Raw genomic sequence first — 18624 nt, forward strand, 5'->3', positions numbered from 1 at the left:
AGAGACTGCGTTGCTGCACCGACCGGGCCCCACGCACGTGGAACCCGGTCCCAACAAGAGGTCTGACGAATGAGCCAAGAGCAGGAAGGCACAAAGGCTGCGGACGGCGATAGCGGTGATGACACCATCGTTGCCACTGTGTTGCGCTTGACCGACACCCTGACCGACGACTACGGCCTCGTCGGCCAGCTCGACCTGCTCGCAGGCGCGGCCACACGGCTGGTCGGCGGAGCCGCCGCGGTGGTGCTGCTCGATGACCAACAGGGCAGGCTCGCCGTCATGGCCAGCACGAGCGAGAAGATCCGGAGACTCGCAGTCACGGAACTTGAGCAGGGCCACGGTCCAGCTCTGCAGTGCATGCGATCCGGCCGCACGGTAAGCCTCGACGACTTCAGCGCTGACCAAGCGCTTTGGGCGCAATACCTCGTAGCCGCTCGCGACAGCGGCTTCCAGGCTGCTCTGGCCGTACCGCTACGCCTACGCGAGGAAGTGATCGGCGTGCTGGAAATCCTCTACGACATCGCGCCCGCGACCACAGTGCCCCTTCAACGAGAAGCTGCGTTCCTAGCCGAGGCGGCGGCGATTGGGATCCTGCACCAACGCATAAACCGCCGCGTGGTCGAGCTCGCCGAGCAGCTCCAGCACGCACTGAACAGTCGGGTGGTCATCGAGCAGGCAAAAGGCATGCTCGCCGAGCGCCGACAGCTGAGCATGGACGCTGCGTTCGAGGCGCTGCGGCATCACGCGCGCAGTCACAACGTCAAGCTAAACGAGATCGCAGCGCAAGTGATCGCCAGGACGCTGGATCCACCACCTGCCCCGGCCAGATAGTCCGGTCACTTGGTGCTGCGACCTGAGCCGGTGGAGAAAGAATCGCCGACCACGACCTGCGCGTTGACCGGAACGGCCAGCATCCGGCACCCGGACTAGTGATGGAAGCCGGCCGCCCCGTAGGAGGGTCCTGACCGGCGAGGCGTGGTCGGTCGCCGTTCGTGGTGCGCCGGTATCAACCGTGGGGTGCGTGACTGTCTCCCTCCGTTTCTGCCGCGGAGGTCGCACTGGACGAGCCGCTCGACCATCCGCGTCCTGGCCGGCCCGTTCAGGCCGAACCAAGCGGCGGCCCGATCAGCCTCGATCACGCACACGGCCAGCTGCGCGGCTGGGACATCGGGGTAGGTCTTCGCGAGGAGGCAGAAAAGGGCGGTAGGGGTGGGTTGCTCGGCGGTCATGAGGAGCCATTACCCAAGATCACGAACGCAACACCAGCGCGTCGGAGCGGCCCGCGCTAGCCGGGCAGGTCGTCGACCTTGTTGTAGATCGGGAACACGGAGGTAAGCCCGAGGATCTGGAAGGTCCTCAATACCCGGGCCGCCGAGCAGATCAGCGCGAGTTCGCGGTCCTGCGCACGTGCGTGTTTGAGTGCCGCGACGAGCACGCCGACGCCGGTGCTGTCGATGAAGTCCAGACCGTCCAGGTCGACGGCGACCAGTTGCTGAGTTCCTAGCGCGTTCAATAAGTGGGTGCGGAGCTCAGGGGCGGTGGAGAGGTCCAGGTCCCCGGTCAGTCGCACGAGATGTTCGGGCGACCGGCTGGTGTCCACGCTGAGCGTGAACGGCGAGGACGCAGCGTCGGCGGCCATGACTAGTCGACTATCGCCTAGGCCGCGATGGGGGTGACACTCACCCCCCGATTGCGGCTCCGTCAAGGCGCGCCTCGACGGCAATGCTCGGGAACCGGCCCCGGGGCGAGGCCGCACGCTCCGGCCGCTCGATTTCCGGGTGGCTGTTCCCAGCGGCGGGGTCTGGGCCGCTAGGAACGCCGCCCGCGGGTGAGGCGGGCAGTGTGAGGGTGCCGAAAGTCCCTTCCGGTCCGGGTCTTTCTCCTTTGTCTGGTGGGGTCCGTTGACCTTTGCTGGTCCGCCGATTGTGGGACAAGGTGTGCGGGTGGGGTGGTTCTTCCGGGCGATGGAGCAGGCGGATGGTAGTTGGCGTTGTCGCCGTGGGCTGATCGAGTTCGACGGCCACTCGACACTTGATGCCGCGGTTCGGCATCTCCGATTGTTGGCGGCGGATGCTCAACCGGCTGAGTTGTTTGTCCACCGGCTTGACGGGTCGGTCGAGTCGGCGGGATCGCTCTGACCTTAGTGGCCCATGATGGCCTTGGCCAGCGCATCCGAGGGATCGTCTTCCCGGTGAGTCAGGCTGTCGCCAGATCCCTTTCGTGTGGGCTGAACGTGGTCTGGAGTACCTCGTCGGCTTCTGTGGCGCGCATTGGTCGGCCGAGGAGGAATCCTTGCCCGACGTGGCAGCCGAGGGTTCGAAGGAAGCGGAGCTGGCCGGGGTCTTCGATGCCTTCGGGGATCACTTCGAGTCGGAGGCGTTTTCCGAGGGTGACGATCCCGTCGAGGATAGTGAGGTTGGGCGCGCCGCCGCCGGTTCCGGAGACGAACGTGCGGTCGATCTTGAGGATGTCGACGGGGAGTCGGTCGAGGTAGCCGAGGCTTGAGTATCCGGTGCCGAAGTCGTCGACTGCGACTCTGACGCCGATGCTTTGTAGGTCGAGGAGGTTCTCGGCGGCGATCCCGTTCGGGTTGATCAGGACGGATTCGGTGACCTCTATGACGAGCGCGGTGGGTGCGAGGTCGGCGTCGTCGAGCGCCCGGCGGATTCTTGTGACGAAGTCGGGTCGTTCGACTTGGCATGCGGAGGCGTTCACTGACAGGTAGAGATCGGGGCGGTGGTGGGTTTGCTGCCAGGTTCGGAGTTGGCGGCCGGCGTTTCGGAGTACCGCCTCGCCGATGTCGACGATCGCTCCCGTCGACTCGGCAGCGGGGATGAACGCCCCGGGGGGCAATAGCCCGCGGGTGGGGTGTTGCCAGCGGACGAGCGCTTCGAACCCGACGGGAGCGCCGGTGGTGAGGTCGACGAGTGGTTGGTAGTCGAGGACGAGCTCGTCCCGGCGGACGGCGTTGAGAACGTCGCGGCTGAGTTGGGCGGCGTCGTCGGCGTTGGTTTCCAGGTCGGTGGTGTAACGCTCGACGCGTCCTTTCCCGCTGCGTTTCGCGTGGTACATCGCGATGTCGGCTTCGCGGAGCACGTCGTCGAGGTCCGCGGGTGCGGAGCGGAAGGTCAGACCGACGCTGGCGGCGACCTGCACGGTGGTGGTGTCGAGCTGGACCGGTGCGCCGAGCGCGGAGACGACTCGTTCGCCGACGGCGATCGCGGCACGTTCGCCTTCCAGCCCGGTGAGCAGGACCGCGAACTCGTCGCCGCCGAGGCGTGCGATCAGGTCACTAGGTCGTATGACCGACTCCAGCCGGGCAGATACGGCGCTGAGCAGATTGTCGCCGGCGGCGTGCCCGAGGGAGTCGTTCACGTCTTTGAAGTCGTCGAGGTCGATGAACAGCACAGCGGCGAGACCGTCCAGGTTCCTGATGCTGCGTGCGGCCTGGTCGTAGAAAGCAGCCCGGTTGCGCAGCCCGGTGAGCGGGTCGGTGGTCGCGCGCCGTTTGAGTTGCGCGCCGGCCTCGGCGAGCTGCTTGTTCAGATCGGCGAGTCGGGCCATCACGAGCAGGAAACACACGGCGCTGGTCAGCGACGCGACGATCCTGACCGAGGGTTGCAGGACCAGGATCGCCGGGCCGGTGAGCACCGCCGCGCACAGGAACACGACGCGCTCGCGGGAAAGGCGGGTACCCGGCACCGGCCGGTGATCGGTGACCGTGCGGGCATGCGGGTGCAGTGCAGCGACCCCGATGAGCAGGTAGGAGCCCATCCACAGCGCGTCCGGCTCGCCGCCGAAGTGGTAGGTGCCCGCGGCTAGCTGGAGGGTGTAGACGCTGTCGCCGAACAGCAGGCAGATGAAGCTCGCGGTCAGGATTCCGAGCGCACCGTTGCGCCATCCGCTGGCGACGACGAAACGGGCGAGGAGCGCGAACACCATCAGGTCCATCGCCGGGTAGGTGACCGAGACCACGTGCGCGGGCAGCGGCATCGAGGTGCGCACGATCGGTGCGATCAGGTACTGCCAGGTCAGCGCAGCCCCGGAGACCGCGAGGATCGCTGCGTCGAGCGCGTCACCTAACCGGTCGGACTTGCGCCGCCGTTGGGCCAGCGCCCACAGCGCGGCGCCGAAGCACGGGTAGGTACCGAGCCAGCACAGGTCGACCACCGAGGGGAAGGGAAGCGATCGGCCGGTCGCGAGCGGGTACGCGTAGTAGGGCACGTTGGCGCTGGAAGAGAGCAGCATCGCGACCGCGAGCGCAATCCAGACCGTGCGGTTGGTACCCCGGCTGCGCCAAGCGGCGAGCGCCGCACAGATCGCCGAGGTGAAGTTGATCGCGTTGATCACCGCAGCCTGACCCGCGCTGGCCCGGCCGAGCGAGTAGTACCCGGTGATCGCGACAGCGCCCGCGCTCAGATACCACGCCCAGGCGCTGCGACCCAGCGAAGGGCGTCGCGTGGTGAAGGAGGAGGTTTGCACCCAGGTAACAGACATGCGTGGAATGGTCGACCGCGCACGTCCCGGTGCCTAGAGGGCGTTGGTCCCGCGCCCCTGACCTTTGGTCGCAGGATCAGCGGCAAACGGGCTAACGGAACCCCGAGCTCAGCCTGCGGTGCAATGCTCGGCTGGTTCAGATCCCGGCGATGGTGGAGCGCCGGGCCTCCAGCCCGATCATCGCGGCCTTGGTCCGGGTCCGCACCCCGAGCTTCGCGAACACGTTCGAGACGTTGTTCTTCGCGGTCTTCTCCGCCACGGCTAGCCGGGTCGCGATCTCGCGGTTGCTCAGGCCGTCGGCGAGCAGGTCCAGCACCGCGCGTTCCCGCACCGAAAGCAACTGAAGCCTGGAGTGGGTCTCTCCGTGCTCCCGCAGGCGGCTCATCATGCGCATTGTCGCCGGCCCGCTCAACGTCGACCCGCCGCTGGCTAGCGCACGGACCGCGAGCAGGATCTCGGCACTGGTGGCGTCTTTCACCAAGTATCCCCGCACCCCTGCGTGGATGGCATCCATTACGGTCGAGTCGCTGATCGAGGCGGTGAGGACCAGTACGGCCGGGCCTCCACCGTCGACCGATCGGAGGTCGTCACAGAGCTTCATGCCCGCGCCGTCCGGATTCTGCGGCTCGAGAATCACCACCTGCGCGCGTGACAGCGCCGCGTTGCGGCGAGCGTCAGCCGTGCTCTCGGCCTCGCCAACAACCCGAAGACCTTCGGCACCTTCGAGGATCCGCCGCAACCCGCGCCTGGACACCTCGTGGTGATCGACAATGAACACGCTGATCGGCTCGGCGGCCGGCTCGCAGAGCTGGATCGGGACTCGGGTGGTGGCCATAGCCGGTTCCATCGACCAGCGCTGGCTTTCCGGCGGTGGGACGTTGGTCCTCGGTTGTCGGTCGTTGGACCCTAACCTTGGCATCGGCATCGCGCACGACGCCGTACCAGTGTTCGGCTCGGCGCATAGCGGATAGCCGCCGCGGACCGTGACCGGTGTCATGAGTCCGGCAGGTCATCGTCACCGATCGGCATGGCGGTGTCATCGGAAGGGCACGGTCTCCAACGACCTCGAAGGTGTCGGCGAGGCCCTCCGGGTGCTGCGACGGCTGGCAGGGTCACGGCGCTCGGATGTGTTGCACACGGGGAAGTCGGCTGGTCGGTCGGAGACCTGGTGAAGAATTTGGACTACTAGCCCGCTACGGAGTCTGGTTCTCGCGCGACTGAGCGGACCTGCGGGATGACCTGCTCTTCGTACGGGTAGATGAACAGATGAGCTGAGCTGCCGCAGTCGGTCAGACCACACAGATGCTCAAGCGCCAGATCGAAATTGGCGTGAGTATCAATGATCCCCGTGTCCTGCATACATGCCCAGCTGCCGTCCGAAGCTTCGGTCGCGCGAAAGTGAGGAGCCACGCCTGACAGACTCGTCGACAGGCACAGACAACTCAAGGGCAGATAGGCCCTGCCCAGCACTGACAAACGCCACGACCTGACCGCCGACCGAGGGGTCTGCTGCGCGTTCGGTTGACATTTCTTACGAGGGAAGCGGGCTCTCGGGAAGGAGGTCGCTATGTCGAAGAGGTTCCCGTCGGAGGTCAAGCGTGATGTGGTCACGGTCGTTCGCCGCGGCGATCTGACCGTCAACGAGGTCGCGGCTGATCCCGACATTTCACCGGAGTCGGTGCGTTGTTGGATGCGCCAGGCCGACGTCGACGACGGAGTCACCGACGGACAGACCAAGTTTGGCGGAATCGTGCCGGCGACCCGAGCTGCAACGGCGTTATCAAGGGGCAGCCGGCGAGGCGTGAGTCGAGCGTCGCTCTTGGCCGTTCTATGGTCGGTCAGCTCTCTCAGCTAATTTCAGCGGTGGGCGGCGTGCTAGGTGCGGTGCGTGGGAACACCTGGTTCGTGGTGCCACGCACGCCCTGGCCTTCGGGGTGATTGCTGCAGTAGGCGTCGACGTGATGCAGGCGCGGAGCCAGATGGGTTTCACGCTGGCGTTCCACATCGTGCTGGCCTGCCTGGGCGTGGCGTTTCCGGCGGTTGTGTTGGTCGCGAACTATCTGGGGCTGCGCCGACGGGATGAGACCGCGCTGTTGTTGGCTCGGCGCTGGTCGCAGGTGATGGCGGTCCTGGTGGCCGTCGGCGCGATCACCGGCACAGTTTTGTCCTTCGAGATGGGTTTGCTGTGGCCCGGCCTGATGGGTCGGTTCGGTGGGGCGATCGGGATCCCATTCAGCATCGAGGGGATCTTCTTCCTGCTCGAGGCGGTGTTCGTCTCGATCTATCTTTACGGCTGGGATCGGCTGTCTGGCTGGCCGCACTTCTGCACCGGCGTGCCGGTCGCCGTCGCCGGTAGCCTCGGTGCCTGGTCGGTGGTAGCAGCGAATTCGTGGATGAACCAGCCGGCTGGATTCCAGCTCTCCCATGGCCGGCTGACCCACGTGGACCCGGTCGCGGTGTTCTTCAATCCGGCGACCTACTACGAGGTCCCGCACATGATCCTGGCCGCCTACATGGTCACAGGGTTTTTGGTGGCCTCGGTGTACGCGGTCGGCCTGCTGAGAGGTCGACGTGACCGATACCACCGGCTCGGCTTCCTGGTGCCCTTCACGATTGCCGGGGTGTGCACCCCCCTGCAGATCTTCGTCGGGGATACCGCGGCACGCGCCGTCGAGCATCAGCAGCCGCTGAAGTTCGCGGCGATGGAGTACGTGGTCCGTACCCATCGGCACGTTTCCGAGTACCTCGGCGGTGTCTTCGTCAACGGTCACGTCACCGGAGCGTTGAAAGTGCCCGACCTCGACTCGTTGCTGGTCGGGTTCAGCCCCAATACAAAGGTTGTCGGATGGGACAGCGTCCCGGCTGCGGGCCGGGCGCCGTTCGTCTCCTTCATCCACCTCTCCTTTGACTTGATGGTGCTGATCGGCTTCGGGCTTCTGGTGCTGGGTGCCTGGTCGGCGGTGAGCTGGTGGCGTCGGCGCGACCTACCCGGCAGTCGGCTGTTCCTTTGGGGTGGGGCGCTGAGTGGGCTGGCCGCGGTAGTCGCGATGGAATGCGGCTGGGTGGTCACCGAAGTCGGGCGTCAGCCGTGGATCGTATACAAGGTCATGCTGACCAGCCAGGCCGCAACCACCACCAGTGGGCTGACCGGCACGCTGACCGCAATCATCGCCCTCTACGCGGTGCTGGGAATAGCTACCGTTGCGATCCTGCTGGCATTCCGGCGACGGTGGCGACAAACCGCAGCAGTCGACAACAGGGACGTCCCTTATGGCCCGTCTGCAGGCGAGCCAGCTGACCGGGTCGGGCAGCGGTCGTGATCGCCGTCGACGTGGCCGCCGCGCTGCTGTGGGTCACCCTCACCGCTTATGCGATCACCGGAGGGGCCGACTTCGGTGGCGGAGTGTGGGACCTACTTGCGGGCGGCGCAAAGCGAGGTGAGCCCGTCCGTCGGCTCATCGACGAGAGCATCACGCCGGTCTGGGAAGCCAACCACGTCTGGCTCATCATCACGCTCGTACTGTTCTGGACCGAGTTTCCGCCTGCGTTCGCTGCCGTGACGTCCACCCTGTTCGTTCCGCTCAGCCTGGTCGCGCTCGGTGTGGTGTTCCGAGGTGCCGGCTTCGCTTACCGCAAACCGCTGCGTCGGCTCTTCCTCCAGCAACTCACCGGCGCCACCTTCGCGCTCTCCTCGCTGGTCACGCCGTTTTTCATGGGGGCCGCAGCTGGCGCCATCGTCACCGGGCGGGTGCCCGCTGATGGCCAGGGGAACCGGGTGACCTCCTGGACCACGCCAACGTGCCTGCTCATCGGAGCGCTGTCGGTAGTCGCCTTCGCCTTCCTCGCCGCGGTCTACCTGGCCGCGGACGCCCGCCGGCGCGGTGACGGTCCGCTGGTCCGGTACTTCGCGCTTCGGGGGCTTGTCACCGGTGCTCTGACGGGAGGGCTCGGCGCGGCCGCGCTCACCGAGCTACATGCCCACGCTTCCCTCACGTTTCATCACTTTGCCGGCGGAGGCCCGTTAGCGCTTCTGGTCGTATCGGGCGTTCTCGGTCTGAGTGCGCTCACCCTCCTCGCCGTCCGCGCGGGTCGTGGCGTCCGGGTTATCGGCGCGGCCGCCTTCGCCACGATGCTCTGGGCATGGGCCGTGGCCCAGTATCCCCGCATGCTTCCAGGAGCGTTCAGCTTGCACGCCGCAGCCGCACCAACCGCGAGTTTGGTCACCGAGATGGTCGTCTTCGGCGCCATCGTGGTCCTCGCCGGGCCGTCCCTGATTCTGCTCTATAGCCTTGCCCAGCGAGGCTTACTCGGCGAAAGTGGCGAGGCGCAACGGTAGCCCCCACCTCGACGTCCGAAGCACAACGGTCCTCGACGCCTCCCGGGCGAAACTCGCTCATCTGACGCGCAATCTCGGTAGGTGTGGCCGGGTCGGCGACCAATCCGCCAGCGGGCGGGGTCGATCGTGATCAAGGAAGCCGGCCGAGAGCAGCCGTGCGTCACGCTGCTCGTTCCCGGTACTGAGGCTTGCCACCACGATGTCGACATCCGCGGTCGACCGCTGCGGCGCCTCCGTCTCCGTGCGCACCACGCCGTGCGTCCGCCAGCGAGTGTGATTCGCAAGCCCGGCCGCCGACACCGTCTGTTCTGGTAGCCCCACCCGTTCGAGTGAGGTGCCGGGAGCGCGTGGCCGGGTACGACAGATTCGCCGACCCGCGGAGGTGGACCGATGATCGCCGTCGCCTCATTGCTCGTGATCGTCGCGCTGGGCATGCTCATCACCCGACTAGCGATGGTCGCGCTGACGATGACCGGACTGTCTCATGACGTCGCCCGCTTTCAGTCGCGGTCTGCCTACTACGGCGTCGGCTTCACCACGTCGGAGTCGGAGCTCGTGGTCAACGAGCCCGGCCGCCGCCGCGTGATCATGACCCTGGTGATCCTCGGCAACGCCGGAATTGCGACCACGATCACCTCCCTTCTTCTGTCGTTCACGCATGCGACCCAGGGGCAGGCGGCGGAACGGCTCGCGATCATCGTCGGCACGCTGGTGGCGCTCGGCCTGCTCGCGCACAGCGGCTACCTGGATCGTCAGTTCGGCCGATTCGCTCAGCGCCTGCTCCGTCGCTGGACTGATCTGGAGATCCGGGACTACGCGGCGCTGCTGGGTGTCCGAGACGGATACACCGTTGGTCAGCTCCGCGTACAGCCCGACGACTGGCTGACCGAGACGCCGTTGCGTGAGCTCAGCCTGCCGGAAGAGGGAGTGCGCGTGCTGGGCGTGCTCCGCGCGTCGGGAGAATACATCGGCATCCCCGACGGTGCCACGCTGTTGGCCCCGGGAGACGTCGTAATGCTGTACGGTCACGCGGACCGCCTCGCCGAGCTCGACGACCGACGCCGTGGGGCCGTGGGAGACGAGGCTCACGCGCATGCGGTGCTGAGTAGGTCCCCGAAGCGGCCCAGCGTGGTCCCGGACCGATCAGACATGCCGTCAGGTTGAGGGATGCGCACCGGTTTCCCACTGCGCACAATCGGCGCATGGCTCAGGGTGCACACAACCAAAACAGCGGTGACGCGATGACGGCTCCAGCCACCACGCGCAGGAAGGGCGAGGTCACCCGGTCGGATCCCGCCACCGAGTTCATGCGGCTGACCCAGCAGTTCTCCGGCTTGTTCGACGGCCGCTGGCCGGACATCTCCGCGATCATCGACCGCGAAGCGTTTACGCCGCTGTCGGATATCGAAGAGGCTGACGACGCGTACCAGATCGACATCGAACTTCCGGGCATCGACAAGAAGGACGTCAACGTCGAGGTGGTGGACCAACGGCTGACCGTAACCGGAGAGCGGCGGGTCACCGAGCCGAAGGGCCGGCTACGCCATCGCTCGATCGTGCGCGGAAAGTTCTTCTATGAAGTTTCCCTCCCTGAGCGCGTCGATCCGGAGCATGTGGAAGCCACGCTGCGCGACGGCGTCCTTCATGTGCGCGTCCCGAAGAGTCAGGGCACCAAGCACAGGCAGATCGAGATCCACTGATCAACCGTCGCTAGGAAGCGGGTCTGCGCCTGGCAGGCCCGGTAGGCGGCGGCGTTGGTGCAGTTCAGGCAGGATGTGCTGCAGAACCCACGACAGTGGTTCTTCCTCAGCTCGAGTAGCGCATCGTCGCAGTCGACCGACAACGCGTTGATGACCTCGACGGCTTCGTCGAGCCGTCATCCTCGCCGACCTTCAGCCACAGCCGGTGTAGCCGCTCGCGGACCTGCCGTACCGCTGCCAACTCGGCGTCGGCGTCACCCCGGCGCCATCACCGAAGACGGCGAACTGCTCCGCGACCTCACCCTCGACCCCAGCCGCGACTGCCAGCGAGAGCGTCACGCTAATCCGACGCGCGATCGGCGACCCGCGAGACCTGCATTCGCCGACGCCGAACGAACTGATACTTGACCTCCTACTACCGTTAGGACAAACTCCTGGTCGTGGCAGCTGACCCGGAGCCGTTGGATCGCCGGCAGCGTCGCCGGCAGGAGTCGATGGCGGAGATCCTGGACCTGTCGATGGCCGTGATGGCCGAGCAGGGCGTAGCGGGGCTGTCTCTCGGTGAGGTCGCGCGCCGCATGGGAGTGCGCCCCCCGTCGCTCTACGGCTATTTCCCCTCGAAGAACGCGGTCTACGACGCGCTGTTCGAGCGGGGAGCGCGGGCGATCATGGACGAGGCGTCCGTATCGTACGCGGTGCCGGTCGGGGACCGGCCGCTGGAGTCGATGCTGCTGCCGGTCGCGCGCCAACTCGCCGCCTGGTGTCTGGCCCATCCGATCTATGCGCAGTTGCTGTTCTGGCGGCCGGTGCCGGGGTTCACACCATCGCCGCAGGCTTACGCGCCGGCGGTCGCCCTCGTCGCCGCCACCCGCGACTGGTTCGCCGACCTGCAACGGGCCGGCCTGATCGCTCGCCGCGCTGACCCCGACATCGTGCTGCGCGACTGGCTCATCCTCATCTCGGGTGTCATCAGTCAGCAGCTGGCCAACGGGCCTGATTCCGACGTGGACACCGGCCAGTTCACCGCGGCGCTGCCCGACCTGATCGCCATGTTCACCCGGACCCACGGCACCGCCGCCCGGCGATGACCGCGACCCACGATGGAAGGGAACCGCTCGTGTCGACCACCGCCATCACCACCACGCCGACCCCGAGCCGGCGCCGCCCGGCGCTCGACCGGGCCACCGCTATGCGGCTCGCCGCCGAGGAATACGTTCGCTACACCTCGCACCTGCGGGACCTGACGCCAGAGCAGTGGGAAGCGCCGACGTGCTGCGCCGGCTGGGACGTGCGCAAGATGGTGTGCCACACCGTCGGCATGGCGGAGTTCGCCGCCTCGCCCGTCGAGCAGATGCGCCAGATGCGCGCCGCGAAGCGGCAGGGGGGTCTGTTTATCGACGCCCTCGCCGCATTGCAGGTCGCCAAGCATGCCCATCAGTCCCCGGACGAGCTGATCGCCACCATGGCCGAGGTCGGGCCGCGGGCGGCGCGCGGCCGGCGCCGTACTCCCGCCCCGCTGCGTCGCCTCGTTGGCATCGAGTCGCACGCCGACGCCGCCGGGCGGGAGACCGAGAGCTGGTCGCTCGGCTACCTGGTTGATGTCATCCTCACCCGCGACACCTGGATGCACCGGTCGGACATTGCCGCCGCGACCGGCACGGCGATGCGCCTCACCCCCGACCATGACGGACGGATCGTCGATGACGTCGTGCGCGAGTGGGCCGGACGCCACGGCCGCCCCTACCGGCTCACCCTCACCAGCCCGGCCGGCGGCGAGTGGGGGACCGGCCCCGCGTCTGATGCGCCTGTGCTCGAACTCGACGCTGTCGAGTTCTGCAGGCTCCTGACGGGACGCGGCGTGGGCGAGGGTCTGCTCGCCACCCACGTCCCCTTCTGACCGGCGGGCATACCAAAAGGACCTTCGGGCATTCGCCTACCGGCTGCCTAAGGCCTGGCGGCCCGATCAGATGTCTTGGCGGACCCAACCGTCACTAGCGATCGCTTGGCCGTCCGAGCCAGACCCAGAACGAGTGGTCTGTCGTCGCTCAGGTGAGGCCGGACGTGAGCGTTACGTGTCGGTCGGTCCGGCGGTGTGGAAGATCGGCCATCCGATCTCCGTGCGCCACTGGTCCCTACGAGGTAGTACTCACGGATCGGTCCATCGACCGCGAGGGCGTGGTCGATGACGTAGGTGGCGAGCGATCCACAGGCCCGGTCGATCTCGCCGCTGTGGAGTCCGACGTGCACGGTGAGAGCGAGTTCTACCGCGGGCATGACATCGGCGATACCCACGTACCCCACTCGTCGGCAATACGGCGCACTCAACCTGCGCGCCCCCCTCTAAGCGACAGATGCGCGAGTTGTGCACTGCACGCTCGGCTGTGGTCACGCCGTGGTCAAGATCGCGATTCTGCAGACCAACAACTGGAGCCGAGAACCGGCCCTGACCTGGGATTTCGCTGAGTGCCCCCGGCAGGATTCGAACCTGCGCTCCCGCCTCCGGAGGGCGGTGCTCTATCCCCTGAGCTACGGGGGCGGGGACCTAGCGAGGCTACCAGCGGCTGCGCGGCCCGCGCCCGTTGGCGAGCGGTCGTGAACCCCGTACGACGGGTCGGTGGCGGGTGGTTAGTCGCGGGCTGATTGATCACGCAACCGATAGCCTCGGAGGGTGACTCCCGCCGATCTGGCCGGTGCCGTCGTCTCCGCGATTCAGGCTGCGGTCGACGACGGAGAGCTTGCCGTCCAGGTGCCGGAATCGGTCGTCGTCGAGCACCCAAAGAACCGCGAGCACGGGGACTACGCGACCAACGCCGCGCTCCAGCTCGCCAAGCCGGCCGGGCGGCCGCCGCGCGAGGTCGCCGGGATCATCGCCGATCGGCTCCGGCGCGTCGCGGGGGTCGAGCGGGTCGACGTCGCCGGCCCTGGCTTCCTCAACATCACGCTGTCCGCCGACGCCCAGGGCGAGCTCGCGCGCACGATCGTCCAGAGCGGCACCGACTACGGCACGAGCGATCTGCTCGCCAAGGAGCGGATCAACCTCGAGTTCGTCTCGGCCAACCCCACCGGTCCCGTGCACCTCGGCGCGGTCCGCTGGGCCGCGGTCGGTGACGCCCTCGGCCGGGTGCTGACCGCAGCCGGCGCCGACGTCACCCGCGAGTACTACTTCAACGACGCCGGCTCGCAGATCGAGCGCTTCGCCCGCTCCCTGCTCGCCGCCGCCCGCCACCAGCCGATCCCCGAGGACGGGTACGTCGGCGACTACATCGACGACATCGCCGCCGCGATCGTCGCCAGCCGGCCGGACGTCCTTCAGCTGCCCGAGGACGAGGCGCTCGAGGCGTTCCGCTCCGACGGCGTGGAGCTGATGTTCGCCGAGATCAAGGAGTCGCTCGCGGACTTCGGCGTCGTCTTCGACGTGTACTTCAACGAGAAGTCGTTGCACGACAAGGGGGAGCTCGACGCCGCGCTGGCCCGACTCACCGAACAGGGCCGCGTGTTCGAGGAGGACGGCGCCCTCTGGCTGCGCACGATGGACTTCGGCGACGACAAGAACCGCGTCATCCGCAAGAGCGACGGCGAGTGGACCTACTTCGCCGCCGACTGCGCCTACTACCTCGACAAGCGCGAGCGCGGCTTCGATCGGCTGATCTACATGCTCGGTGCGGATCACCACGGGTACGTCGGCCGGCTCCGTGCGGTCGCCGCCTGCTTCGGCGACGACCCGAACCAGACCGTCGAAGTCCTGATCGGGCAGCTGGTCAACCTGATCAAGGACGGTGAGCCGGTCCGGATGAGCAAGCGGGCGGGCAACGTCGTACTGCTCGACACCTTGATCGACGCGATCGGCGTCGACGCCGCGCGGTACGCACTCGCCCGCTACAGCAGCGACTCGCCGATCGACATCGACCTCGACCTGTGGGCTCGGCAGACCAACGACAACCCGGTGTTCTACGTGCAGTACGCGCACGCCCGGATCGCCTCGCTGCTGCGCAACGCGACGAGCCTCGGCATCGATCGCGGGGATGCGGCCAAGTTCCAGCCCGGCCTGCTCGCCGACCCGCACGAGGCTGCGTTGCTCGGCGCGCTGGGGGAGTTCCCGCGCATCGTCGCCGGCGCGGCCGAGCTGCGCGAGCCGCACCGGATCGCGCGCTACCTCGAGGAGCTGGCCGCGACCTACCACCGCTTCTACGACGCCTGCCGCGTCCTGCCGATGGGTGACGACCCCGCCACCGACCTCACCCGCGCGCGGCTCTGGCTGGTCGAAGCCACCCGGATCGTGCTGTCGAACGGCCTCGGCCTGCTCGGCGTGAGCGCTCCGGAGCGGATGTGAGAGCCCACCCGGCCGGCGCGCTGCACGGTGACACCGCGGCACCGCCGCACCCGCTCGGCCCACCCCCCGACGACCTTGCCGTGCTCGACCCTGCGGTCTGGCCGATCGGCACCGGCCGAGCCGACGGCGGCGTCCTGACCCTCGCCGGCTGCGACGTCCGCGACCTGGCCACCGAGCACGGCAGCCCGATGTACGTCGTCGTCGAGCAGGACGTCCGCGCCCGATGCCGCGCCTACCGCGACGCGTTTGGCGAGGACACCGATATCTATTACGCCGCGAAGGCGTTCCTGTCGAAGGAGGTCGCCCGCTGGATCCTCAGCGAGGACCTCTCGTTCGACGTCGCCACCGGCGGCGAGCTCGAGCTGGCGCTCGCTGCCGGCGTTCCGGCGGACCGAATCCTGTTGCACGGCAACAACAAGTCGAGCGCCGAGCTCGAGGCCGCGGTCGCTGCCGGCGTGAGCAGGATCGTGCTCGACAGCGACCTGGAGATCGCCCGGCTCGCGCACATTGCCGACAAGGCGGGCGTGCGGCAGCGGGTCCTGGTCCGCGTCACGGTCGGCGTCGAGGCGCACACGCACGAGTTCATCGCGACCGCGCACGAGGACCAGAAGTTCGGCTTCTCGCTCGCCAGCGGCGCCGCGCTGGAAGCGGTGCGCCGGGTCCACATGCTGCCGTCCCTCGAGCTGGTCGGCCTGCACAGCCACATCGGCTCGCAGATCTTCGACACTGCGGGGTTCGAGGTCGCCGCGCACCGCGTCATCGGCTTCGCGGCTGTGGTGCGCGACGCGCTCGGCATCACGCTTCCCGAGCTCGACCTCGGTGGCGGGTTCGGCATCGCCTACACGGCCGCCGACGACCCGGCCGACATCGTCGAGATCGCCAAGCAGTTGCGCGCGATCGTCGAGCGCGAGTGCGCCACGCTGGCGCTGCCCGTGCCGCGGCTGGCCTTCGAGCCCGGCCGCGCGATCATCGGCCCGGCCGGCGTGACCCTCTACGAGGTCGGCACGATCAAGGACGTCGACGGCATCCGCACCTACGTCAGCGTCGACGGCGGGATGAGCGACAACATCCGCACTGCGTTGTATGACGCGGATTACACCTGCGTGCTCGCCTCACGCCGCAGCGACGCCGAGCCGATGCTTGCCCGTGTGGTCGGAAAACACTGCGAGGCGGGCGACATCGTGGTCCGCGACGTCTGGCTGCCCTCCGACCTCGCGCCCGGCGACCTGCTCGCGGTGGCCGCGACCGGCGCGTACTGCCGCTCGATGGCCAGCAACTACAACGCCGTACCCCGCCCGCCGGTGATCGCCGTACGCGACGGGAACAGCAGCGTGCTGGTACGCCGCGAGACCGTCGCTGACCTGCTCGGGCTGGACCAGGGATGACCGTCAAGCCGATGCGAGTCGCGTTGCTCGGCTGCGGGGTGGTCGGCAGCGAGGTCATCCGCCTGCTCGAGCTGCAGCACGACGACCTCGCGCAGCGGATCGGTGCGCCGCTCGAGCTGGCCGGCATCGCGGTACGACGACCGCAGCGCCAGCGCGAGCTTGCCATCGACCCGGCGCTGTTCACCGCCGACGCCGAGTCACTCGTCGCGCGCGATGACGTCGACGTCGTCGTCGAGGTCATCGGCGGGATCGAGCCGGCCCGGTCGCTGCTCGTCACTGCGCTCGAGCGCGGCGCGTCGGTCGTCACCGCCAACAAGGCGCTGCTCGCGGAGGACGGCGCGACCCTCTACGAAGCGGCCCGGCGCGGCAACGCCGATCTCTACTGCGAGGCGAGCGTCGCCGGCGCGATCCCGTTGCTGCGGCCGTTGCGCGAGTCGCTCGCCGGCGACCGCGTGACCCGCGTCATGGGGATCGTCAACGGCACCACCAACTACGTGCTCACGCGGATGGACTCGACCGGAGCCGGGTTCGCGGAGGCGCTCGAGGAGGCGCAGGCCCTCGGGTACGCCGAAGCCGACCCGACCGCCGACATCGACGGCTTCGACGCCGCCGCCAAGGCCGCGATCCTCGCCAGCCTGGCGTTCCACACCCGCGTGACCTCCGCCGACGTCTACCGCGAGGGCATCGCCGACGTCACCGCCGGCGACGTCGAGTCCGCGCGCAACATGAACGGTGTGGTCAAGCTGCTCGCGATCGCCGAGCGCGGCCCGGACCACTCCGGCCGCGACTCGATCGGCGTCCGCGTGCACCCGGCGATCCTGGACCGCGGGCACCCGCTCGCCGGCGTACGAGACGCCTACAACGCGGTCTTCGTCGAGGCCGACGCCGCCGGCCAGCTGATGTTCTACGGCCGCGGCGCCGGTGGCGCGCCGACCGCGAGCGCCGTGCTCGGCGACCTGGTCGCGGTCTGCCGCAACCGGCTCACCGACGCGCGCGGCGCGGGCGACTCGTCGTACGCGCAGCTGCGGATCCGCCCGATGGGGGAGACCGTCACCCGCTACCACGTCAGCCTCGACGTCGCCGACAAGGCCGGTGTGCTCGCCGCCGTCGCGCAGGCGTTCGCCGTGCACGACGTGTCGATCCAGACCGTGCACCAGGAGGGCCACGGCGACGACGCGACGCTCGTCATCGTGACGCACACCGCGACCGATGCTGCGTTGACCGCGACCGTCGACGAGGTACGCCGGCTCGACGCGGTCCGCGCCGTCGCGAGCGTCATGCGGGTCGAAGGAGGGGTCGGATGACCGCGACCATGTCGCGCACCTCGCCCTGGCGCGGGGTGATCGAGGAGTTCCGCGACCGCCTGCCGGTGAGCGACGCGACACCGGTCGTCACCCTGCTCGAAGGCGGTACGCCGCTGCTGCCCGCGCCGCGGCTGTCCGCGATGACCGGCTGCGACGTGTGGCTGAAGGTCGAGGGCCTGAACCCCACCGGCTCGTTCAAGGACCGCGGCATGACGGTCGCGATCAGCAAGGCCGCCGAGGAGGGCTCGAAGGCGGTCATCTGCGCATCGACCGGCAACACCTCCGCGAGCGCCGCCGCCTATGCGGTCCGCGCCGGCATGCTCTGCGCCGTGCTCGTGCCGAGCGGCAAGATCGCGATGGGCAAGCTCGCGCAGGCCCTCGTGCACGGTGCGCGGCTGCTGCAGGTCGACGGCAACTTCGACGACTGCCTCAACCTCGCCCGCGACCTCGCCGACCACCACCCGGTCTCGCTGGTCAACTCCGTCAACGCCTACCGGATCGAGGGGCAGAAGACCGCGGCGTTCGAGATCTGCGACACCCTCGGCGACGCGCCGGACGTGCACTGCCTCCCGGTCGGCAACGCGGGCAACATCACGGCGTACTGGAAGGGCTACCAGGAGTACGCCGCCGACGGCAGCAGCTCGCGGCGGCCGGTGATGCGCGGCTTCCAGGCGGCCGGCTCGGCGCCGATCGTCCGCGGTGCGCCGGTGGCAAGCCCGTCGACGATCGCGACCGCGATCCGGATCGGCAACCCCGCGTCATGGCAGCAGGCGCTCGCCGCGCGCGACGAGTCCGGTGGGGCGATCGAGTCGGTGACCGACCGGCAGATCCTCGCCGCCTACCGCCTGCTCGCCAAGGAAGAAGGTGTCTTCGTCGAGCCGGCGAGCGCGGCGAGCGTCGCCGGGTTGCTGCAGTCGCGCGACAACGGCTCGCTCGCGGCCGGTCTCTGCATCGTCTGCACGGTGACCGGCAACGGCTTGAAGGACCCCGAGTGGGCGATCGCCGGCGCGCCGGTGCCGGTCACGATCCCCGCCGACGTCGCCGCGGCCGCCGCCGCGCTCGAGCTGTAGGG

General features: G+C 68.3%; 15 protein-coding genes and 1 tRNA gene. 11 read left to right on the forward strand and 5 right to left on the reverse strand.

Features of this window, described 5'->3' with window-relative positions:
* Positions 1 to 69: 69 nt before the first annotated feature.
* The gene (locus tag VME70_07990) at positions 70 to 831 is read left to right on the forward strand and encodes a GAF and ANTAR domain-containing protein (GenBank protein HTW20134.1); all 762 of its coding nucleotides are present in this window, start codon (positions 70 to 72) and stop codon (positions 829 to 831) included.
* Positions 832 to 1285: 454 nt separating this feature from the next.
* Here the strand turns inward: VME70_07990 and VME70_07995 are convergent, their stop codons facing one another.
* The 3 genes from VME70_07995 to VME70_08005 all read right to left on the reverse strand — a co-directional run bounded on the left by VME70_07995 (position 1286) and on the right by VME70_08005 (position 5332).
* A complete protein-coding gene (locus tag VME70_07995) occupies positions 1286 to 1639 on the reverse strand; it encodes an STAS domain-containing protein (protein ID HTW20135.1) in 354 nt (117 codons plus the stop codon).
* Between the two features lie 557 nt (positions 1640 to 2196).
* Positions 2197 to 4497 carry a bifunctional diguanylate cyclase/phosphodiesterase gene (locus VME70_08000; GenBank protein ID HTW20136.1) on the reverse strand — a complete coding sequence of 767 codons (2301 nt, stop codon included), beginning with the start codon at positions 4495 to 4497 and terminating at the stop codon, positions 2197 to 2199.
* Between the two features lie 136 nt (positions 4498 to 4633).
* Complete coding sequence (locus VME70_08005; protein ID HTW20137.1) at positions 4634 to 5332, reverse strand: response regulator transcription factor; 699 nt, start codon at positions 5330 to 5332, stop codon at positions 4634 to 4636.
* A gap of 1144 nt (positions 5333 to 6476) precedes the next feature.
* Between VME70_08005 and VME70_08010 the strand changes: the two genes are divergently transcribed.
* From VME70_08010 to VME70_08025, 4 genes are all read left to right on the forward strand, one after another.
* Positions 6477 to 7817, forward strand: coding sequence for a cytochrome ubiquinol oxidase subunit I (locus tag VME70_08010; protein ID HTW20138.1), 1341 nt, complete (start codon positions 6477 to 6479; stop codon positions 7815 to 7817).
* On the forward strand, positions 7814 to 8833 hold the full coding sequence (locus VME70_08015; protein ID HTW20139.1) for a cytochrome d ubiquinol oxidase subunit II: 1020 nt from the start codon (positions 7814 to 7816) through the stop codon (positions 8831 to 8833). Before VME70_08010 ends, VME70_08015 begins: the two co-directional genes overlap by 4 nt.
* Before the next feature lie 390 nt (positions 8834 to 9223).
* The gene (locus tag VME70_08020) at positions 9224 to 9997 is read left to right on the forward strand and encodes a TrkA C-terminal domain-containing protein (protein HTW20140.1); all 774 of its coding nucleotides are present in this window, start codon (positions 9224 to 9226) and stop codon (positions 9995 to 9997) included.
* A 38-nt stretch (positions 9998 to 10035) separates the two neighbouring features.
* Complete coding sequence (locus VME70_08025) at positions 10036 to 10533, forward strand: Hsp20/alpha crystallin family protein (GenBank protein ID HTW20141.1); 498 nt, start codon at positions 10036 to 10038, stop codon at positions 10531 to 10533.
* A 192-nt stretch (positions 10534 to 10725) separates the two neighbouring features.
* On the opposite strand, the gene VME70_08030 is transcribed toward VME70_08025, so the two are convergent.
* Entirely contained in the window at positions 10726 to 10872 is a 147-nt protein-coding gene (locus VME70_08030) for a hypothetical protein (GenBank protein HTW20142.1), read from the reverse strand.
* A 155-nt stretch (positions 10873 to 11027) separates the two neighbouring features.
* Here VME70_08030 and VME70_08035 point away from each other — a divergent pair, with 155 nt between their 5' ends.
* Entirely contained in the window at positions 11028 to 11621 is a 594-nt protein-coding gene (locus VME70_08035) for a TetR/AcrR family transcriptional regulator (protein HTW20143.1), read from the forward strand.
* Between the two features lie 29 nt (positions 11622 to 11650).
* A complete protein-coding gene (locus VME70_08040; GenBank protein HTW20144.1) occupies positions 11651 to 12430 on the forward strand; it encodes a maleylpyruvate isomerase family mycothiol-dependent enzyme in 780 nt (259 codons plus the stop codon).
* Positions 12431 to 12997: 567 nt separating this feature from the next.
* Here VME70_08040 and VME70_08045 read toward each other — a convergent pair.
* Positions 12998 to 13069 (reverse strand) — tRNA-Arg (locus VME70_08045).
* Positions 13070 to 13201: 132 nt separating this feature from the next.
* On the opposite strand from VME70_08045, the gene argS reads away from it, so the two are divergent.
* Genes argS through thrC form a run of 4 tightly spaced genes read left to right on the forward strand, consistent with a single transcriptional unit; the run spans position 13202 to position 18622 of the window.
* The gene (gene argS / locus VME70_08050) at positions 13202 to 14863 is read left to right on the forward strand and encodes an arginine--tRNA ligase (protein HTW20145.1); all 1662 of its coding nucleotides are present in this window, start codon (positions 13202 to 13204) and stop codon (positions 14861 to 14863) included.
* Positions 14864 to 14883: 20 nt separating this feature from the next.
* A complete protein-coding gene (gene lysA / locus VME70_08055) occupies positions 14884 to 16248 on the forward strand; it encodes a diaminopimelate decarboxylase (protein HTW20146.1) in 1365 nt (454 codons plus the stop codon).
* Entirely contained in the window at positions 16245 to 17552 is a 1308-nt protein-coding gene (locus VME70_08060; protein HTW20147.1) for a homoserine dehydrogenase, read from the forward strand. Before lysA ends, VME70_08060 begins: the two co-directional genes overlap by 4 nt.
* Positions 17549 to 18622, forward strand: a complete 1074-nt coding sequence (gene thrC / locus VME70_08065; GenBank protein HTW20148.1) for a threonine synthase — start codon at positions 17549 to 17551, stop codon at positions 18620 to 18622. Before VME70_08060 ends, thrC begins: the two co-directional genes overlap by 4 nt.
* Positions 18623 to 18624 lie beyond the last annotated feature (2 nt).

This window comes from Mycobacteriales bacterium, assembly GCA_035504215.1.
Lineage (GTDB): Bacteria > Actinomycetota > Actinomycetes > JAFAQI01 > JAFAQI01 > DATAUK01.

Excerpts from the sequence above, each read along its gene's own strand:
- VME70_07990 (HTW20134.1), top strand. The coding sequence starts at position 70 with ATGAGCCAAGAGCAGGAAGGCACAAAGGCTGCGGACGGCGATAGCGGT.
- VME70_07995 (HTW20135.1), bottom strand. The coding sequence starts at position 1,639 with ATGGCCGCCGACGCTGCGTCCTCGCCGTTCACGCTCAGCGTGGACACC.
- VME70_08000 (HTW20136.1), bottom strand. The coding sequence starts at position 4,497 with ATGTCTGTTACCTGGGTGCAAACCTCCTCCTTCACCACGCGACGCCCT.
- VME70_08005 (HTW20137.1), bottom strand. The coding sequence starts at position 5,332 with ATGGCCACCACCCGAGTCCCGATCCAGCTCTGCGAGCCGGCCGCCGAG.
- VME70_08010 (HTW20138.1), top strand. The coding sequence starts at position 6,477 with ATGGGTTTCACGCTGGCGTTCCACATCGTGCTGGCCTGCCTGGGCGTG.
- VME70_08020 (HTW20140.1), top strand. The coding sequence starts at position 9,224 with ATGATCGCCGTCGCCTCATTGCTCGTGATCGTCGCGCTGGGCATGCTC.
- VME70_08025 (HTW20141.1), top strand. The coding sequence starts at position 10,036 with ATGGCTCAGGGTGCACACAACCAAAACAGCGGTGACGCGATGACGGCT.
- VME70_08035 (HTW20143.1), top strand. The coding sequence starts at position 11,028 with ATGGCGGAGATCCTGGACCTGTCGATGGCCGTGATGGCCGAGCAGGGC.
- VME70_08060 (HTW20147.1), top strand. The coding sequence starts at position 16,245 with ATGACCGTCAAGCCGATGCGAGTCGCGTTGCTCGGCTGCGGGGTGGTC.
- thrC (HTW20148.1), top strand. The coding sequence starts at position 17,549 with ATGACCGCGACCATGTCGCGCACCTCGCCCTGGCGCGGGGTGATCGAG.